At 45.7% G+C, this 17,837-nt stretch carries 15 protein-coding genes and 1 riboswitch; of the genes, 3 read left to right on the forward strand and 12 right to left on the reverse strand.

All coding sequences use genetic code 11. The features are described from left to right. Positions 1–112: 112 nt before the first annotated feature. The 8 genes from FJQ87_RS00850 to moaA all read right to left on the reverse strand — a co-directional run bounded on the left by FJQ87_RS00850 (position 113) and on the right by moaA (position 5,546). The gene (locus tag FJQ87_RS00850) at positions 113–484 is read right to left on the reverse strand and encodes a NirD/YgiW/YdeI family stress tolerance protein (RefSeq protein WP_140930080.1); all 372 of its coding nucleotides are present in this window, start codon (positions 482–484) and stop codon (positions 113–115) included. A gap of 155 nt (positions 485–639) precedes the next feature. Beyond that, positions 640–1,755, reverse strand: coding sequence for an ABC transporter ATP-binding protein (locus FJQ87_RS00855; RefSeq protein WP_140930081.1), 1,116 nt, complete (start codon positions 1,753–1,755; stop codon positions 640–642). Further along, entirely contained in the window at positions 1,739–2,416 is a 678-nt protein-coding gene (gene modB / locus FJQ87_RS00860) for a molybdate ABC transporter permease subunit (protein ID WP_140930082.1), read from the reverse strand. Before modB ends, FJQ87_RS00855 begins: the two co-directional genes overlap by 17 nt. 2 nt (positions 2,417–2,418) lie before the next feature. After that, positions 2,419–3,162: a molybdate ABC transporter substrate-binding protein gene (gene modA / locus FJQ87_RS00865; protein WP_240778888.1), complete on the reverse strand. Its 744-nt coding sequence runs from the start codon at positions 3,160–3,162 to the stop codon at positions 2,419–2,421. 65 nt (positions 3,163–3,227) lie between these two features. Next, entirely contained in the window at positions 3,228–3,677 is a 450-nt protein-coding gene (moaE, locus tag FJQ87_RS00870) for a molybdopterin synthase catalytic subunit MoaE (protein ID WP_140930084.1), read from the reverse strand. 3 nt (positions 3,678–3,680) lie between these two features. Beyond that, positions 3,681–3,929, reverse strand: a complete 249-nt coding sequence (gene moaD / locus FJQ87_RS00875; protein WP_140930085.1) for a molybdopterin synthase sulfur carrier subunit — start codon at positions 3,927–3,929, stop codon at positions 3,681–3,683. A 4-nt stretch (positions 3,930–3,933) separates the two neighbouring features. Beyond that, complete coding sequence (moaC, locus tag FJQ87_RS00880) at positions 3,934–4,410, reverse strand: cyclic pyranopterin monophosphate synthase MoaC (RefSeq protein ID WP_140930086.1); 477 nt, start codon at positions 4,408–4,410, stop codon at positions 3,934–3,936. A 155-nt stretch (positions 4,411–4,565) separates the two neighbouring features. Continuing rightward, positions 4,566–5,546 carry a GTP 3',8-cyclase MoaA gene (gene moaA / locus FJQ87_RS00885; RefSeq protein WP_140930087.1) on the reverse strand — a complete coding sequence of 327 codons (981 nt, stop codon included), beginning with the start codon at positions 5,544–5,546 and terminating at the stop codon, positions 4,566–4,568. Then, a riboswitch (molybdenum cofactor riboswitch) is annotated at positions 5,534–5,669 on the reverse strand. It overlaps the preceding gene by 13 nt. A gap of 210 nt (positions 5,670–5,879) precedes the next feature. Between moaA and FJQ87_RS00890 the strand changes: the two genes are divergently transcribed. Continuing rightward, positions 5,880–7,529, forward strand: coding sequence for an electron transfer flavoprotein-ubiquinone oxidoreductase (locus FJQ87_RS00890; protein ID WP_140930088.1), 1,650 nt, complete (start codon positions 5,880–5,882; stop codon positions 7,527–7,529). A 190-nt stretch (positions 7,530–7,719) separates the two neighbouring features. Here FJQ87_RS00890 and FJQ87_RS00895 read toward each other — a convergent pair whose 3' ends face one another. Continuing rightward, positions 7,720–8,568, reverse strand: a complete 849-nt coding sequence (locus tag FJQ87_RS00895) for a PfkB family carbohydrate kinase (protein WP_140930089.1) — start codon at positions 8,566–8,568, stop codon at positions 7,720–7,722. A 296-nt stretch (positions 8,569–8,864) separates the two neighbouring features. Between FJQ87_RS00895 and FJQ87_RS00900 the strand changes: the two genes are divergently transcribed. Then, entirely contained in the window at positions 8,865–9,983 is a 1,119-nt protein-coding gene (locus FJQ87_RS00900) for an MFS transporter (protein WP_140933924.1), read from the forward strand. 94 nt (positions 9,984–10,077) lie between these two features. Here FJQ87_RS00900 and FJQ87_RS00905 read toward each other — a convergent pair whose 3' ends face one another. Next, positions 10,078–11,160, reverse strand: a complete 1,083-nt coding sequence (locus FJQ87_RS00905; RefSeq protein ID WP_140930090.1) for a two-component system response regulator — start codon at positions 11,158–11,160, stop codon at positions 10,078–10,080. Between the two features lie 151 nt (positions 11,161–11,311). Here FJQ87_RS00905 and FJQ87_RS00910 point away from each other — a divergent pair, with 151 nt between their 5' ends. Further along, positions 11,312–15,529 carry a hybrid sensor histidine kinase/response regulator gene (locus FJQ87_RS00910; RefSeq protein WP_140930091.1) on the forward strand — a complete coding sequence of 1,406 codons (4,218 nt, stop codon included), beginning with the start codon at positions 11,312–11,314 and terminating at the stop codon, positions 15,527–15,529. Positions 15,530–15,707: 178 nt separating this feature from the next. Here the strand turns inward: FJQ87_RS00910 and FJQ87_RS18650 are convergent, their stop codons facing one another. Then, complete coding sequence (locus FJQ87_RS18650) at positions 15,708–15,878, reverse strand: hypothetical protein (RefSeq protein WP_168195116.1); 171 nt, start codon at positions 15,876–15,878, stop codon at positions 15,708–15,710. Between the two features lie 264 nt (positions 15,879–16,142). Continuing rightward, complete coding sequence (locus tag FJQ87_RS00915) at positions 16,143–17,480, reverse strand: coproporphyrinogen III oxidase family protein (protein ID WP_140930092.1); 1,338 nt, start codon at positions 17,478–17,480, stop codon at positions 16,143–16,145. Positions 17,481–17,837: the final 357 nt, after the last annotated feature.

Consider the following 17,837-nt stretch of genomic DNA (forward strand, 5'->3'; position numbering starts at 1 on the left):
GCACCAAGAATAGAAAAATTTAACACTAGGCAGTAACGACAATGGCAACGAGGAGAAGCTATTTGCCATGGTTTAACTCATTAAACAATGGCAAATATAAATCAAGAATCAACTACTTAACACTTTTAGTATTGTTAACAGGAACCAAAGTGATAGTTTCAACGTCGACTTCTTGACTACCAATATCGCTGTCCACTTCACCCACTAAAGTCACAGGTGTGGTCGCGTCAATGTCAAGTTCACGTAACAATTTATCATCAATATCCACTTGTACTTGACCAGTTTCATCTTCAAACAAGTAATTGTCATCACCGAGATCCTGAATAAGATAACCTGTGATTTCCACATTAACCTTATCATCAGCTGACGCGGCAGTTTTCGCATCCGTCACTTTAGCGGTAGTGCCTGGGCCAGTATACGCTGCCATTGCAGGCAAAGATAAACAACTGCCAAGCACTAATGCGATACTCAATTTCTTTAACATTTTTGAAGCCTCCGTTAGATAAACTTCACTGAGTGTAGCTTAAGAGGATGGACTGCATATGTGGGTGGATATTAACTTTAAATCATTAGTTAAATTATGCTGAAATAATAACTAATTGAGCACCAAATGATGGTGAACACCAGATTAACTCTAGATCATTTAACAACTTCATCCCCAAGAATGTGAAGTTGATCCGACTTTAATGCTACCTCAGTTTCAACATTGACCGCTAATTGTAACTTTTCGAGTAAATGCAGCGGGATTTCAGCATTCAAAATACCATCAACCCCATGAATACTGGCCTGAAGGCGCGCCGATTCGCCCATCAACAACACGCTAGTAATTTTGACGGTTAATTTGTTAAAACTGCGGCACAAGCGCCCCTGACTAATAGAGTTAAAGCGAATGCCGGCATTAGGAATGACCCATAATACCGATTGCCCAACCTCTAACCCTGCCGTGCCTTCACAGGCTATCTGCTGATTACCCAATCTTAACCAAGTAAGATTGTTGCCTTTATCTATGACGGTGACTTGCGATGTAAACATATTGCGCAGTCCCATTTGCCGCGCAACTATGGCAGTTTTTGGCCGAGATAATACTTCCCGCGGCGCCCCTTGCTGCAGCATTTGCCCTTGGCTAATGAGCACCATGTGATCGGCCAGCAATAAGGCTTCATTAAGGTCGTGCGTTACCATGATCACAGGTAACGCGAGCTGTGACTTTAGCCGCGCTAACTCTAAATACAAGCGCTCACGCGTCTCTCTATCAACCGCCGAAAACGGCTCATCGAGCAGTAAAATATTAGGCTCACGGGCTAAGGCGCGCGCTAACGCTACACGCTGCTTTTGGCCGCCCGATAACTGGCTCGGTAATCTCTCGGGTAAACCATCAAGGTTGACCCGCTCTAACCAATCTAAAGCGCGCTGACGGCGCCCTTCTTTAGGCAAATGATCAAGGCCAGACATCACATTCTCAAGCACAGTGAGATTGGGAAATAAGCCAAAATGCTGCGGTACATAGCCGATATGACGCTGCTGCGGGCTTAATTGCACCCCAAGCTTGGCATCACTCCACGGGGTATCGCCAAGATAAATCTGGCTCGAACCTGCGGCGCCAAGACCGGCAATCATGCGCAGCAAGGTAGTTTTACCGCCGCCAGAGGGGCCAACAACCGCTAAGATCTCGCCAGCTTTACAGCTAAATTCAGCTTGCAGCGGAATGGGGCTGGTTTGGGAAATAACACAATGCAAATCAGCGGCGTTCACTATATTGAGCTCCCAAGCGTCGCGATAAACTGGTGGTAATAATTAAGGCGCTAATGGCAAATAGCAGTAGTACTAGCGACATCATGCCGGCCGCATCAAAATCAAAGCCTTGCACACTGTCATAAATGGCAATGGATATGGTTTTGGTTTCGCCAGCAATATTGCCGCCCATCATCAAGACCACGCCAAATTCACCCAAAACGTGCGAAAAACACAGTACCAGCGCAGTTAATACCCCAGGCCAAATTAGCGGTAATTCGATGCGCCAAAATGTGCGCCAACGGCTCATGCCACAGCAAGATGCGGCGTCGCGCAGTTCCGGCGGAATACTTTCAAAAGCCCGCTGAATGGGCTGCACCGCAAAAGGTATGTTCACTATGATGGAAGCGACCACTAGGCCAGAAAAATGAAATACCAGCGCCTGACCAAACCAAGATTCAATCAATTGCCCTATCCAGCTCTGATTACCTAGCCCCACCAGCAAGTAGTAGCCGATAACAGTCGGTGGCAGCACTAAGGGCACCATGATTAAGGCTTCAACGGCTGACTTACCGTTAAAATGTCGATACGCCAGTAAGCGCCCTGCACCTATCGCCAGCGGCACCAATATCAGCACTGTGACTGCGGCCAGCTTGACCGATAGCCATAAGGCGGTCCAATCCATGATTAAGGCTTTCCTGACTCTGGCACGGCAAAGCCATAATGTTTGAAAATAGTCTGCGCCTTATCGGACAAGATAAACTGATAAAACGCCTTAGCGGTATCGCCAGCATTAGGCAGCAAACTCATGTATTGAGTGAGTGGCTGATGATAGCTTTCGGGTAATTCCAGAATATTGGCTTTAGCGGCAAATTGCGGCGCCTTGGCCAGTGACAAGGCGACAATGCCAGCTTGGGTGGAGCCACTAATGGCAAACTGCGCCGCTTGCGAGGCGTTTTCACCTAAGATGAGAAACGACTCCATCGGCTGCCATAAGCCATAATGCTCGAGCACTTCTTGGGCGCGCTCGCCATAAGGAGCGTGCTCAGGATTAGCGATAGTAAAACGCTTGATTTGACCTTGAGCGAGCGCTTGTTTAATCCCTTGTAACTCAGGGTCTAAACTTATTGGGCTATTTTTAGGCGTCACTAAGGCGAGCTTACCGCTGGCGTATAATTGCGGCGCCGTAATAGCAACGCCGTCTTGGCTTAGTTGTTGTAGATATTTGTGATCGGCGCTCAGAAATAATTCAAACGGAGCACCGTGACGAATTTGCGCCACAAAGTTACCCGATGACCCATAAGAAATTCGCACTTGCTGACCTGTTTGCTGCTGAAATTCAGCGGCTATTTCATCAAGCGCAAACTTGATATTGGCAGCGGCAGCAATCGCAGGTGGCTGCGCCCAAGCGCTCGGCGCTAATAACCCCATAACAACTAACACTAAGCTAGCACGCAAGCCTCGGCGCATTTGATCCCAAATATTCATACATCATCCTAATTTTGTTGCCACATACTCGCGGCTTGCTCGTCGCTATCGCGAGCTTCAACCCACAGCTGTTGGTCGCCCTTGCCTTCTAACTTCCAAAAAGGCGCTTTGGTCTTAAGGAAATCAATCAAGAACTCACAAGCCGCAAACGCGGCCTTGCGATGAGCACTAGTAACCCCGATAAATACAATTTGCTCACCTAACCCCATGGTGCCAACACGGTGAATGATGGTGACTTTATTAAGCGGCCAGCGCGCTCTTGCATCAGCCTCTAACTGATTAAGCACGGCCTCTGTCATGCCAGGATAGTGCTCTAAGGTCAGATCGCTCACTTCACTGCCATCATTAAAATCGCGCACCTTGCCAATGAAATTAACCACAGCGCCATCGCTATTATCATTGGCTAATAAGGCATATTCAGCGGCAACATCAAAATCTTGCTGTTGAACTCGGATCATAACTTAGCCTCCGGTCACTGGCGGGAAGAAGGCCACTTCGTCACCGGCCGCCACTGCGCTTGACCACTGACTCATGGTTTGATTAACAGCAACCAGCAATTTATCTGAACCTAACACTTGAGCCCATTTGACATCTTGCGCCGCTAAATGCGCTCGCAATTGCTCAGCAGTGGTGATGCCTTCACTTGGCACTTGGATTGAGGCTACGCCTAACAGCTCGCGCACTTGGGCAAAAAATAAAACATTAATCATGAGATTACACCTTGAAATGGCCAGACTTGCCGCCACGTTTTTCTAATAAGCGTACTTGAGATATCACCATATCTTTTTGTACCGCCTTACACATGTCATAAATGGTTAATGCCGCGACAGCCGCTGCAGTTAATGCTTCCATCTCAACCCCAGTTTTACCGGATAACTTGCATAAGCTTGTGATCTTAACGCGGTTATGGGCAGGCTCAGCTTCCAATTCCACTTCAACCTTAGTCAGCATTAATGGATGGCATAATGGGATAAGATCTGAAGTCTTTTTAGCAGCCTGAATACCGGCAATACGCGCAGTGGCAAACACATCACCTTTATGGTGGCTGCCACTCATGATCATGGCTAAGGTTTCTGGCGCCATTTCAATATAAGCTTCGGCGCGAGCTTCACGCTCAGTCACTTGCTTATCAGTAACATCGACCATATGGGCATTGCCATCGGCATTAATGTGGGTGAATCCTGTGGTCATAAACATACCTTTTTCAATCTAAGTGAGTCCGCAGATGAGTATTGCTGACAATATTAATGCGGCACAAAATTACTGCGGTGATGGCAGCTAAGCGTTACTACAGAGTGTTGATAGTGATAACGCCGCGCTAGCCTCGTCAACGACGAGTACTAGTATTAGCCGCCAATAGAAGCCAGATGCTGAGTCACGCCAGTTAAGCCATCATGCAATAAATGGGTTTGCTTCTTTTGCACTAATTGCTGCTGTAAGCGCTCAATCAGTTCAGGGCGCTGCTCTGGTGTCTGCAATAAGTCGCGCAGTTCAACCCCAGATTCAGTAAATAGGCAAAGGTGCAATTTACCCATAGCCGATACCCGCAAACGGTTACAGCTTGCGCAGAAGTTTTGCGCATAAGGCATGATAAGACCAATGCGGCCTTGGTAATCTGGATGACTAAAGTTTTGCGCTGGGCCATCATCTGGCGCAGGCATATCGTAGTGCCAACCATTGGCGAGCAGATGCTGTTTGATATCAGCACCGGCTAAATGATGGGCTTGAAAGTAATCGCGACCTAAACCCGTTTCCATCAGTTCGATAAAACGTAAGTCGATAGGAGAGTGCTTAATCCAAGCTAAAAAGCGGGGCAAATCTTTATCATTAAGATCTTTAAGCAATACAGCATTGACTTTAACGCGCTCAAAACCGGCAGTTAAAGCGGCATCTATCCCACGCATCACAGTATCAAATTTGTTCTCGCCTGTGATTTGATAAAACATGCGCGGATCTAAGCTATCTACCGAGACATTAATGCGTCTAAGGCCGGCATCAAACCATTCTTGAGCATGCTGCTCGAGGCGATAACCGTTAGTGGTAGTGGCAATTGTCTTGATGTTAGGTTCAGCGGCAACCACTCGAATAATGTCAGTAAAATCTTTGCGCAGTGAAGGCTCACCGCCAGTGATACGAATTTTTTGAGTGCCAACAGCCCCAAACGCGCCCACGAGGTTGCTAATTTCGTTCAAAGAAAGAAATTTAGGCTTGCCGTCGGGACGATACCCATCGGGAAGGCAATAAGTGCATTTGAAATTGCACACGTCAGTCACTGACATCCGCAAATAGTGAAATTTACGACCGTAGCTGTCTTGAAGCTGGGACATGTTAACCTTTCCAAGTGTGGGAGGTGAGTGCATTTCTTTACTCACCCCGGTGGCAAAATTACCACGGCAATCAGTCCGTATCTGTAGTGACGTAGGACAAAAAGCTCGGAGAACCGTCAATAGCCCATTATAGCCAAACTCCGAGTTTCAATCCCATGCCCCTGTACCAAATTTTCAAATAAGCTCGTTAAAAATGGCTATAAATGTGACCATCATCTGATTGCTAACACCTTAAAACGGATAGATAAAGCATTATTACCTCTGTGATAGACCATGAATTTCGGGTAAAGTGAATAAAAAGAAAACAACAAGTTGACTTATTGAGGTTGCAAGATGGAACGTGAATCAATGGAGTTTGATGTCGTTATCGTCGGTGCAGGGCCTGCGGGTTTAGCCGCAGCCTGCCGACTGATGCAAATCGCAGCCGGCGCCAAAAAAACTATTAGTGTATGCGTGGTTGAAAAGGGATCGGAAGTCGGCGCGCATATAGTGTCTGGCGCCGTATTTGAACCAAAAGTACTCAAAGAGCTCTTTCCTGATTGGCAGAACCGCCAAGCCCCCCTTAATACCAAGGTCAATGTTGACGAAATTTATTACCTAACGTCGGCGCAAACCGCTAAAAGCGTGCCCCACTCAGTCACGCCAAAAACCATGCACAATCAAGGCAATTATATTATCAGCGTCGGCAATCTAAGCCGCTGGTTGGCCGAACAAGCAGAAAGCTTAGGCGTGGAGATTTTCCCGGGATTTGCGGCGAGTGAATTACTTTATTATCAAGATGGTAGCGTTAAAGGCATATTGATTGGTGATATGGGGGTTGCCGCCAACGGCGAGCCTAAAGATAGCCATATGCCTGGCATGGAATTACACGCTAAATACACCTTACTCACCGAAGGCTGCCGTGGCCATTTAGGCAAGCAAGTTATCTCCAAATTTCAGCTAGATAAAGGCAAAAGCCCACAGCATTATGCCCTCGGTTTCAAAGAAATTTGGACTGTGACCAATGACAAGCATCAAGCCGGTAAAGTGGTTCATACCGCAGGTTGGCCATTAGATGCTGGCGCCTCTGGTGGCGGCTTTATGTATCACATGGAAAACAACCAAGTGTTGGTGGGGCTCATTGTTGATTTGAATTATGACAACCCGCACTTAAGCCCGTTTGATGAGTTCCAGCGTTATAAGACTCACCCCATTATTGCCAATACCTTACAGGGCGGCGAGCGTATCAGCTATGGTGCCCGCGCCATCACTAAGGGCGGCTTAAATTCATTACCTAAAATGACTTTTAATGGCGGCATGCTGCTAGGTTGCGATGCCGGCACCCTCAACTTTGCCAAAATTAAAGGTACACATACCGCCATGAAGAGCGGCATGTTAGCAGCTGAGACTTTGGCTCAAGCATTGATTTCAGGGGTTCGAAGCGGCAAAGATCTTGACTGTTTTCAGCAGAAATTAGAGCAAAGCTGGCTGTATAAAGAACTTTATCAATCGCGCAACTTTGGACCAGCGTTACATAAATTTGGCACCTTAATGGGCGGCGCCTTTAATGTTATCGATCAAAACTGGTTTAATGGTCAATTGCCATTTACCTTGCGTGATAACGAAGCGGATCATTTAAAGCTAAAACCTGCGGCAGCTGCGGTGAAAATTAGCTACCCCAAACCTGACGGTAAGCTCACCTTTGATAAATTGTCGTCCGTGTATTTAGCCAATATTTATCATGATGAAGATCAGCCCTGCCATCTGCGCTTGCAAGATGCTGCAATTCCCATCACGGTCAATTTAGCCAAGTTTGATGAGCCAGCGCAGCGCTATTGTCCTGCTGGAGTGTATGAAATTCAGCAGTTTGAAGGTCAAGATCAGCTAGTGATTAATGCGCAAAACTGTATTCACTGCAAGACCTGTGACATTAAAGATCCGAGCCAAAATATCACTTGGGTCACGCCCGAAGGTGGCAGCGGCCCCAATTACCCCAATATGTAAGCAAGCATAAGTAACCACACCACAGAGTCATGTGCTCTGTGGTGTGGTTACCTTATTGACTCTGGGCATTCATTCTGCCCATTCACTCAGATCATTGCTGCCTTAAGGCCATGCCACAAACACGGTTTATCGTTCATTAAGCACTAGCAACAACTTAAATACTGATTGTTTGTATGCCAAAACTAAACAATCACTCTAATGTATGGCCTAAGTAATCCGCTAACGGTTGACCTGGAATCGATGAATTTGTTGCCACGGCCAATGCGCCCCAACGGGCAGCTTCTTCCATCGCCAGCGCTAATGGCTGCTTAAGCATCAAGCCATGAATTAGCCCTGCGGCATAACCATCACCCGCGCCGGTGCTATCAACGACATGAGTAGCGACAACCGCGACTCGTGTCACTAAGTTTTCCTGATACAACACAGCGCCATCGCCGCCTTCGGTCACGATAAATGCTTGCAAACTGTCACCCGCTATTTGCTTAGCAAACTCCCACGGCGGTAATTGGCTGCATCCAGCTAAATCTGTGGCTGAGGTAATTAAGATATGGCATGGGCGATCACGATCATCTTTAGCCAATTGCGCTACCACTAAGCAATGAGGCAAAGCAGTTTTGGCCCAGCTGGCCGCGCCTTGGGCCGATGAGTTGATATATAGGGCATCATAACTTGACCATACGGGCGGCGCAGGGAGCTGAAATGTCGGTCGCAGTGGCCGCACTATAGTGCGCTCTTTATCGGGAGTAATAATAAGCAGCATTTCACAGGTATTAGCCTGATAACGCTTAATATAATGACAATCCATGCCCATCATACTAATTTGCGCCACCAGCCAATCCCCTAAGGTATCTGCGCCCACTTGCGTGGCTAAAGACACTTGATGACCTGCCCACAACAAGCCAATGCCAGTATTGGCTCCACCGCCACCAATACGCTTGCCACCGTCTTGATAGTGATAACGCCCTCCGACAGATAACGCCTTATCTAAAATCAATAACCTATCGCAATTCAAATTAGCGGAAAGCATGATGCGAGCCATATTCACTTCCAATGTAGGGACCAAATTTGATGGTAAGGGATATTGGCACCAGCAGCAAATATTGCTGGCTTTTGAGGCTATTTTGGGGGTATTCGCGTTAACAATTATAAAACATTGTTCTCGTTAGAATTTTTTGCATGAGACTGTCAATTTAACTCACTTTACCTTGCCAATTATTGCCAGTAAAGTCCGTCAAATTTTGCCATAGCGCCCCCCAATTAACTCATATTTGGAACCTTAAATCAGTGCCCACAGATATTAAAACTGCCCCCCAAACTAGCACCTTAGTTCCTGTCATGGGGTTAAGTTTATTTGCGTTGGCCTCGGGATTTTTAATGAGCTTAATCCCACTCTCGTTACCGGCATTTAATATAGGCACTCACCTAGCCCCTTGGTTAGCCAGTAGTTTTTATTTTGGCTTACTCATAGGCGCCACTAGCATAGAAGCCATAGTAGCTAAGATTGGCCACAGAATGGCATTTATTGCCTTCTTATTACTGCTGTTACTTACTGTCATCATAATGCCCGCTTTTCCTGACGCTAATCTGTGGTTAGCGGCGCGATTTGTGGCAGGTTTCGCGGTGGCAGGTGTATTTGTGGTGGTTGAGTCTTGGTTATTAATGGCTAATAGTGCCAAACAAAGAGCCAAGCGTTTAGGCCTGTACATGACATCCTTATATGGTGGCACTGCCACAGGACAGTTGGCGGTTGGGCCCTTAGGCACTGAAGGTTGGCTGCCTTTTTTAGTAGTCGCGGCATTACTGCTACTGGCGTGTTTACCGCCATTACTTATATCTAAAGGTCAGCCAGCAAAGCAAGCTCGTCACGGTATTAGCTTGAGTGCAGTTAAAGATATTTCGCGCCCAGCGATTATGGGCTGCTTAGTGTCAGGATTAGTGCTGGGGCCGATTTATGGCTTATTACCGCTCACCTTGCAAATGCAGGCCAAGACCGAGGCTGAAATTGGGGTGATCATGGCCTTAGTGATAGTAGGCGGCATGCTCATTCAACCGTTAGTGAGTTATTTATCCAGCCGTCTTGGCAAGAAATGGTTAATGGCGATGTTTTCACTGCTGGGTGTGGCAGCATTAGGGATTATTTTAACTAGCCAGCAAGCTCAACTGCAGGCTGGCGCTTACATGATTGTCGGAGCGAGCGCTTTTGCTCTGTATCCTATTGCCATCAGCTTGGCTTGTGATAATAGCGCGCCCAGTAAAATAGTTTCTATTACGCAGTTAATGCTATTTAGCTACAGCGTCGGCTCAGTAGCGGGCCCTATCTTAGTTGAGTTTATGCCTAAAGACAGTAATGCCCTGCTCCATTATTTACTGATTTGCCTTATCACCACCAGCTTGTACATGATGATCAAAAGTTATCGCACTCGCCAAAGCAAACCTATATTGCCCTCCATCTAAACGAGCGCTACAGGCTAAATATTTAAACAAAGACTATGCCCATAAATGCTTAGATGAAATCTTTGATAACTGCCTAGAAAAACTCTCTAGGCCGTTATTCATCACTGTATTTAGCCGCTATGTGCTGAAACTCAGTTTCAATTTCAAAAAACACATCGATTAAATCAGGATCGAAATGCGTGCCACGGCCATTGCGGATGATATCCATGGCTTGATCATGGGTCATAGCATCTTTATACACCCGCTTACTAATCAGCGCGTCATACACGTCGGCAATCGCCATTAACCGCGCGCTTAATGGAATGTCTTCACCACTGAGGCCATCGGGATAACCACTACCATCCCACTTTTCATGGTGAAAATGGGCAATATCTTTAGCCGCCGCTAAGAAAGAATCCTCATAACCTATGTCTTCTTCGGCTTCAACTAACGCCCTAAATCCGAAGAAAGCATGCTGCTTCATCACAGTAAACTCATCGTTAGTCAACTTGCCAGGCTTAAGCAAAATATTATCGGGAATACCGACTTTACCTATGTCATGCAATGGCGCTGATTTGAAATAGGTAGAAATCACCTCAGGGGTCAGACGTTCACTGAATCTTGGTAAAAACCTAGCCTTTTCAGCTAACAATTTTACGTACCACTGAGTACGGCGAATATGGTTACCGGTTTCTTGATCGCGCGTTTCGGCAAGGCTTGCGAGCGCCGCTATGGTGACATCTTGCACTTGTGATAATTGATGAATACGGCGCTGAACTTCGGCTTCCAAAAAAGTATTTTGATCTTTCAAAAAGTCTTGGGAAGCTTTAATTTGCAAATGAGTTTTTACCCGCGCAAACACAATCGGTGGACTAATTGGCTTAGCAATGTAATCGCTGGCCCCCAGATCTAGGCCAAATTGTTCATCTTTAGTGGAATCTTTAGCGGTTAAAAAAATCACCGGAATGGAGCGAGTCGCTTCATTTTGTTTGAGGCGGCGACACACTTCATAGCCATCCATGCCAGGCATAATGACATCGAGCAAAATGATATCAATGGGCATTTTGCTCACAACATCAAGTGCAGATTCACCGGAATTAGCGGCTCTAACGAGATAACTATCTTTAAGTAACCCATGAAGAAGCGCTAGGTTCTCAGGGGCATCATCCACTATAAGCACGCAGGGTTTAGAGTCCATCGTGTGTTCTATCCTTGTAATATCATTCACTCAATCCGTTTCGAGCAATATCGATTAACTAACCTACACTTAGTATCAAGCGTCAAAGAGTTAGTTTAAATCTAGACGCTTTATGGAAGAAATTACAACTTTCAAGGAATGAGGTTTGTTTATGGGTTCGATCCGCACAATTTTTATTACGCTTTGTAGCTTAGTCGCGATACTGCTACTGAGTATTGGCTATTTTTCTTACCAGCTTCATTTCAATACCGCGCAATTAGATAAACAGGTCTTAACCATACAAGAGCGTATTATGCTGGCGCACGAGCTCAAGCAAAGCTCAGATCACCTGACTAAATTTGCTCGTACCTATGCCGCCACTGGCAATCCTAAATGGAAAGAATTATTTAATCGGGTCATTGCCGTACGCAATGGTGTGGCGCCGCAACCACCTGGGAATAATTTTGAATATTGGGACGTAGCCTCAGATCCCAATGAGTTACTCATTCCTCACAATAACTCGAATCAAGCGTATCCGAGTTTACTTGAGCGCATGGAAAATGCAGGTATTGCTTCCAGCCAAATTATTTTACTGCGCCAAGCCATAGCGCTATCTGACAACTTAATTAATCTAGAAAGAGAAGCCTTTGATGCCATTGAAGGCATAAAGCGTACCGATAAAGGACTGGTTAAGGTCGACCCCAATCCAAATAAAGCCATTGAGCTGTTATTTAGTAATGCCTACTTTCAAGAAAAACGAAAAATAATGGCGCCCATCGGTGAGTTTTATCGCTTACTCAATGAATCCACCCGCAGTGAATTAACCCAATCTCAACAAAGAATTCATGAGTTATTTGATTATCAGATTACCGGCTTAATTCTATTGTCGGTTTCAGCTCTGGTTTCATTTCTCTTATTGTGGCTCTACGTATTGTCACCTGCCTATCGGATGCAGCGTAAGTTAGTGAGACAAGTCAACAATCATGATTTCGGCTTCCAACTGACGGAAAGCAACAAAGGGGCGCTGCGCCCCTTAGCGCGGGCGCAAAATTTAATCCTGCAAGAAGTGAATCAGCAATTACTGATGAACTCTTCCATCAAAGAATTTACCGACGTAATGCGTGACTCCGCCGACGCCAATCAATTGGGGAGTAATGTGATTAATTTCTTGGCTGAACGCTTTGAAATCCCCTTGATTGGTATTTATAAATTCGTTGATAACCAACTCACACGAGTAGCAGGTTGCGGTTATTCTGGCCGCGGCAGTCAAACCATCGCAGATAAGGATTCGATTCAGATAAGCTTATTGCGTAGCCGTAATCACTTCTCGCTGCGGGATCTCGATGGCAAATATCGCATCCCACTGCTGGATGGTGAATTAGCCTTGGCAGAATTACATTTCTTCCCGCTCAAGGTGAATGACAATATTGTTGGTCTGTTAGAGCTAGGCCTCACGAGTCCGCTCACTGAGTCGCAATTATCATGGCTCAATAAGGTCCAAGATGACTTAGCCATTAATTTTGAACTTGCCCGAAATAGTGAACTGCAAGCCGCGGCAGAGCGGCGCATTGCTGAACAGCTTGAGTTCAACCAACAAGTACTCAACGCGATTCCAAGCCCGATGTATTTTAGAAATGCCAATGGCCGCTATCTTGGGGTCAATAATGGCTTTAGTGATTTTCTTGGTTTGTTTGAAGCCGACATTTTGGATTGCACCCCTGCCGATTTATTCCCCGCCGAAGCCACGCTGGTTTTCAATAATGCCGAAAAAACCTTATTGCAAACCCCAGGCACCACTCAATACGATCTCAACCTTAAAAATGCCGACAATGAACAACGTCATATCAGTATTTTCGAGGCTACTTACTACTCAAGTAAGGGCGATCCCAAGGGCATTGTGGGGCTATTTGTTGATGTGACTGACCAAAAAGAATTGGAGATTGAGCTGCGCGGCGCCAAAGATGCTGCCGATGAAGCCAGTAAGGCTAAGGGTGAGTTCTTAGCCAATATGAGCCATGAAATCCGCACTCCAATGAACGCCATTATTGGTATGTCGCATCTAGCCCTGCATTCTGGGCTATCGGAAAAACAGCATCACTACGTCAGTAAAATTGATCATGCCGCTAAGTCTCTGCTTGGCATCATTAATGACATTCTCGACTTTTCTAAAGTGGAAGCCGGTAAACTTAGCATTGAAAATATCGATTTCTTACTCGATGAAGTGTTAGATAACCTCGCCAACGTGATTGGCATGAAGGCCGATGATAAACACCTCGAGTTTTTATTTGATATCGACCCACACCTACCTTCAGCCTTAGTCGGCGATCCGCTGCGTCTAGGCCAAGTGCTAATTAACCTTTGCGGTAACTCAATCAAGTTTACCGAGAAAGGCGAAATTATCGTTAAAGTTAAGCAGTTAGAAAGCAAGGATTGCGACAACATAGTTATCCAATTTGAAATTATCGATAGCGGTATTGGCATGAGTGAGGAGCAACTTGGACGTCTGTTCAAATCCTTCTCGCAAGCAGACGGTTCAATCACCCGTAAATATGGCGGCACTGGCTTAGGCTTAACTATCTCGAAAAGCTTGGTCGAATTGATGGGGGGCAGCATTTGGGTGAAGAGCGAGCCAGGTAAAGGCTCAGTCTTTGGTTTTACCATTGAAGCCGGCCTGCAAGATGTTAAAGCCAGAAAATTCTATCAACCTATCGATGACCTACAGGCCAAGCGCGTGTTAGTAGTGGATGATAACGATGCCGCCCGAGAAATCATGATGGGCCTGCTCAAGGCCATGAATTTTAGGGTCATGACTGTCAGTAATGGTTTTGAAGCTTTGACCGCCGTAGAAAAAGGCATTAATGAGTTAGACCCTTTTGATGTCGTGTTTATGGACTGGATGTTACCCGGCATTGATGGCATAGAAACCACTAAACAAATTCGCGAAAAAATTGCTGAAGATAAACTGCCGAAACTCATCATGGTCACCGCCTATGGCCGTGAAGTCGGGCTTAGCGGTGATAACGAGAAGTTATTCGATGGCCTAGTCATTAAGCCGGTTAACCCGTCCTTGATATTTGATGCCATCATGAATGCCTTTGGTGTCATGAAGACCACAGAATCACTCAAAGCACGCCGCGCCGAACCTGAGCAAAATGATTACAGCATTATCAATAAGGCCAAAGTGTTATTAGTGGAAGATAACGAAACTAACCAAGAAGTAGCCATTGGCATACTTGAGCCTTATGGCCCTGAGATTAAAGTTGCCAACAATGGCCAAGAGGCACTCGATTGGCTCGAAAAGCAAAGCTTCCAACTGATATTGATGGATATGCAAATGCCGGTGATGGACGGTATTACCGCCACCAAGAATATTCGCAATAAGCTGAAGCTCAATGTTCCTATCATAGCCATGACAGCCAACGCCATGAGCCAAGATGTGGAAAACTGTAAAGCCGCGGGCATGAATGACCATCTCGGTAAGCCGATTAACGTCAATGAGCTGTTGAAAAAAATGACGCGCTGGCTGAATGAAAACCCCAACAATATTACTTATACCTCGCCAACCCTACATAATGCCACGCCAGCCAACCATGCTGTCAGCGCCATTCCCGTGATAGAAATTGCCGATGACCCTAATGACATCTGTGAGTTCTTCCAAACGTCACCGAGCCAACATAACGACGACGACTCCAGTTTTGATGAAAGTATGCCCGCCATTATCAATCTTAATCAGCAAGATGATGTGCCTGCTGAGATTGAAGATACTGTTTATAGCCACCCCCTTGGCGGCGAGCTGCAAATTCTTAATATTGACGATGGCATAAGCCGCTTAGGTGGCAATGCCAAACTCTATTGGCAAATTGTCAGTTCATTTATCAATAGTCGCCTCCAAGAACAAAACGCCCTGCAACAAGCTGTGGCTAGCAGTGATTGGGAGTTTATTGGTCGTGTCGGCCATACCATTAAAGGCGCCGCCGCCAATATCAGTGCCGATAGCTTGTCTGCGATTGGTAAAGAGCTCGAAGATTTAGGCCATAAGCAAATTTTGCCATCCGTTGAGTTTTTATTGCGACTAAGCGACATGCTTCGCCAGTTACAACAAGAAGTACTGACCTTTGGGCCCGTGGTGGCGCCAGCGCCAACAGCCACCACGGCAGTGAAAGCTTATGATGCCACTGAGCTCATGATTGAACTGCAACAACTGCAAATGCTGCTAGATAACTTTGATACTCAAGCGATAGATTTTATTGCTCTGATGAAGCAAAACGCTGTGGCCATTAATGCCTTAGGCATTGATTTTGCCGCCTTAGAAAAGGCGATTGCTGAGTTTAACTTTACGGCCGCACAGGAAGAGTTAAATAAACTGATTACTCAGTCAAAATCGGCGTAGTGACTCAGTCCTAATTTTGTCATAGACAACAGCGATTGCGAGGGATGTGTTACTAACACACTTCGCCATCGCCTGCGGCTATCAAGCCAAGCTTGCCGCTCGGGCTAACAATCAACAAGTATAAGATTAAGATTAGGCGGGGAGATACACGCGAAGGGATACTAAAATCCGTGAAAAATTAGTAAGTCGCTGCTTTTTTAAGGGCCTCAGCCACAATCAAATGACTCATGGCCAAATGAAAAACTTCAAGTTTAGCTTGGTAAACCTTGTACAAGCGGCGGCTATCCTGACAAGTTTCATCCAAACCATAACGCTCACAAAAATCGCTAAATAATAGTATTTGTTCCATGTTCAATCACCGTTTCAACCCCACTTGCTGGCGAGACTAAATCAATCGAAATCACAAATCAATTGGGCTTAATTTAACCGCTATATTACTAATATATCCCACAAGGATGAAAATTAACTACATTTGATCGTGCTACATGTCACATTTACGATTGCTTTCATGAAGTTAGAATTTTCACGCTGTAACTTAACTACCTCGCTGGGATAAATAAAGTTTAATAAAAAAAGACGCCAGCGGCGTCTTTTTTTTATCCAAATGCAAGGATTACATATCTTGCTGCTGCAGCGGTTTACGCAATTGCGCTCTAACGTTATCCATGCCCGAATAAAACTCTTTCATCATCAACAAGCCCATCATCTTACCGTTATCGGTGACGATCAGATTATCAGGATCCATTGGGTCATTTTTAATGGCGCCAATCAGCTTCATCGAGGTCATTTCTTTAAATAAGCTGGTATCTAAATTCACCCCAAACGTCTCTCTGAAATACTTACGAGATAACCGCCCAGAGAACATGCCAAGCAAGAAGCGATACTGCATCACGTCTTTCTTGGAATACAGCTTTTGCTGCTCTACGCTCATCTTACCTGCAGCAATACGCTCTTGGTATTTACGCAGTGAGAAGGTATTGACGTGCAAAGTATCGTTTAAGAAACTGAACGAGCCAGAACCCACACCTAAGTACTCATCATAATCAATGACGTATTCATCAAGACCTTCGTTGTTCGCTTTGCCAAAGGCCCATGCGGTTAACTGGTTATATTGGCCATTAAGATTATTAAGAATTTGACGGTATTGATTGGCCATCTCGCCTTGCGGCGCGGCAAGGGTACCTTTCACGCTTTTGCGGGTTTGATGAGTGATCATCAAAGGATAAGTCGTGATTTGGCGGGGATCTAAACGCTTAGCCATATCTAAATCGTGCTGAATAACCGCTTCAGTTTGGCCGCGGAAACCAAAAATCAAATCGACGTTAATGATCGGGAACAGCTCTTTCGCTGCCATGATCTTATCGAACGTCTGCTGGCCAGTACCAAACTTCTCTAACCTATCGGTCATCTTTAAGATGCCATCATCAAAGCTTTGCACGCCAATGGACATTCTATCCACCAGCCCTTTTAAGTCTTTAAAGCCTGGGCTATCTAAATGCACAGGATCCGACTCGCACGAGACTTCCTTGATAGAGGGGAACAGTTTACGCGCATGCTCAATGGTGCGGGCTAACTCATCTTCTAATACTGTCGTGGTGCCGCCACCTATGTACATGGACTCAAAGTCATAACCTAGGGATTTGACCATTTCCATTTCTTTACGCAGCGAGATGAAGTAAGCGCGAGCTTTATCTTCATTAAACAAGAAGCGATGGAAGGTGCAGTAAGAGCACAAGGTATGACAAAAAGGCACATGGGCATACAGCATGTACTTCTTGCCTTCAATCGGTGCTGGCATAACATCAGCGGATTGGGTGTCTAATCTTAGGTTCTTATCGACATAGAACTGCATCACGCGTTCCATCGAGCTCAGCATCCAATCTGGCACAGTAATATTGGCCTGATATGGGGTAACTATGGTTGAATCTAAGGTTTGAATGATTTGTGACATACCCTTTCCTAAAAGTGAGCCCGTTAACTGTCAGTCGGCCCTGAATACTCTGACCCCCTCAGGCTATCCATTTTGAGATAGTTAAACCGTGAACTGACTAGAAAATAACGCCTCTCATTTCGCTAACCATTAAATTTTTTTAAGATAGATCACACTTTTTAGCGCCAACGCCACCAGAGCCGCGTTTACCTATCACAGCTTTCCCACTAACTCTTTGCACTAGAACACAGAGTTATTGAAATCTCGCACTTCCACTAAGGGAGTATCGAGTACTACGGCCACGGGGGTCTAACTTAACCAAACAGCCCAGCGCAACCAAACTCGCCAGATGCACCCAAGGGTTAGCCCCCCTGACTT

Origin of the sequence: Shewanella sp. SNU WT4, assembly GCF_006494715.1 — a bacterium.
Classification (GTDB): domain Bacteria; phylum Pseudomonadota; class Gammaproteobacteria; order Enterobacterales; family Shewanellaceae; genus Shewanella.

What these genes read in the sequence shown, in the direction of transcription:
- FJQ87_RS00850 (WP_140930080.1), bottom strand. Translation starts at nt 484, where the DNA reads ATGTTAAAGAAATTGAGTATCGCATTAGTGCTTGGCAGTTGTTTATCT.
- modB (WP_140930082.1), bottom strand. Translation starts at nt 2,416, where the DNA reads ATGGATTGGACCGCCTTATGGCTATCGGTCAAGCTGGCCGCAGTCACA.
- modA (WP_240778888.1), bottom strand. Translation starts at nt 3,162, where the DNA reads ATGGGGTTATTAGCGCCGAGCGCTTGGGCGCAGCCACCTGCGATTGCT.
- moaE (WP_140930084.1), bottom strand. Translation starts at nt 3,677, where the DNA reads ATGATCCGAGTTCAACAGCAAGATTTTGATGTTGCCGCTGAATATGCC.
- moaD (WP_140930085.1), bottom strand. Translation starts at nt 3,929, where the DNA reads ATGATTAATGTTTTATTTTTTGCCCAAGTGCGCGAGCTGTTAGGCGTA.
- moaC (WP_140930086.1), bottom strand. Translation starts at nt 4,410, where the DNA reads ATGACCACAGGATTCACCCACATTAATGCCGATGGCAATGCCCATATG.
- moaA (WP_140930087.1), bottom strand. Translation starts at nt 5,546, where the DNA reads ATGTCCCAGCTTCAAGACAGCTACGGTCGTAAATTTCACTATTTGCGG.
- FJQ87_RS00890 (WP_140930088.1), top strand. Translation starts at nt 5,880, where the DNA reads ATGGAACGTGAATCAATGGAGTTTGATGTCGTTATCGTCGGTGCAGGG.
- FJQ87_RS00895 (WP_140930089.1), bottom strand. Translation starts at nt 8,568, where the DNA reads ATGGCTCGCATCATGCTTTCCGCTAATTTGAATTGCGATAGGTTATTG.
- FJQ87_RS00900 (WP_140933924.1), top strand. Translation starts at nt 8,865, where the DNA reads ATGGGGTTAAGTTTATTTGCGTTGGCCTCGGGATTTTTAATGAGCTTA.
- FJQ87_RS00905 (WP_140930090.1), bottom strand. Translation starts at nt 11,160, where the DNA reads ATGGACTCTAAACCCTGCGTGCTTATAGTGGATGATGCCCCTGAGAAC.
- FJQ87_RS00910 (WP_140930091.1), top strand. Translation starts at nt 11,312, where the DNA reads ATGGGTTCGATCCGCACAATTTTTATTACGCTTTGTAGCTTAGTCGCG.
- FJQ87_RS18650 (WP_168195116.1), bottom strand. Translation starts at nt 15,878, where the DNA reads ATGGAACAAATACTATTATTTAGCGATTTTTGTGAGCGTTATGGTTTG.
- FJQ87_RS00915 (WP_140930092.1), bottom strand. Translation starts at nt 17,480, where the DNA reads ATGTCACAAATCATTCAAACCTTAGATTCAACCATAGTTACCCCATAT.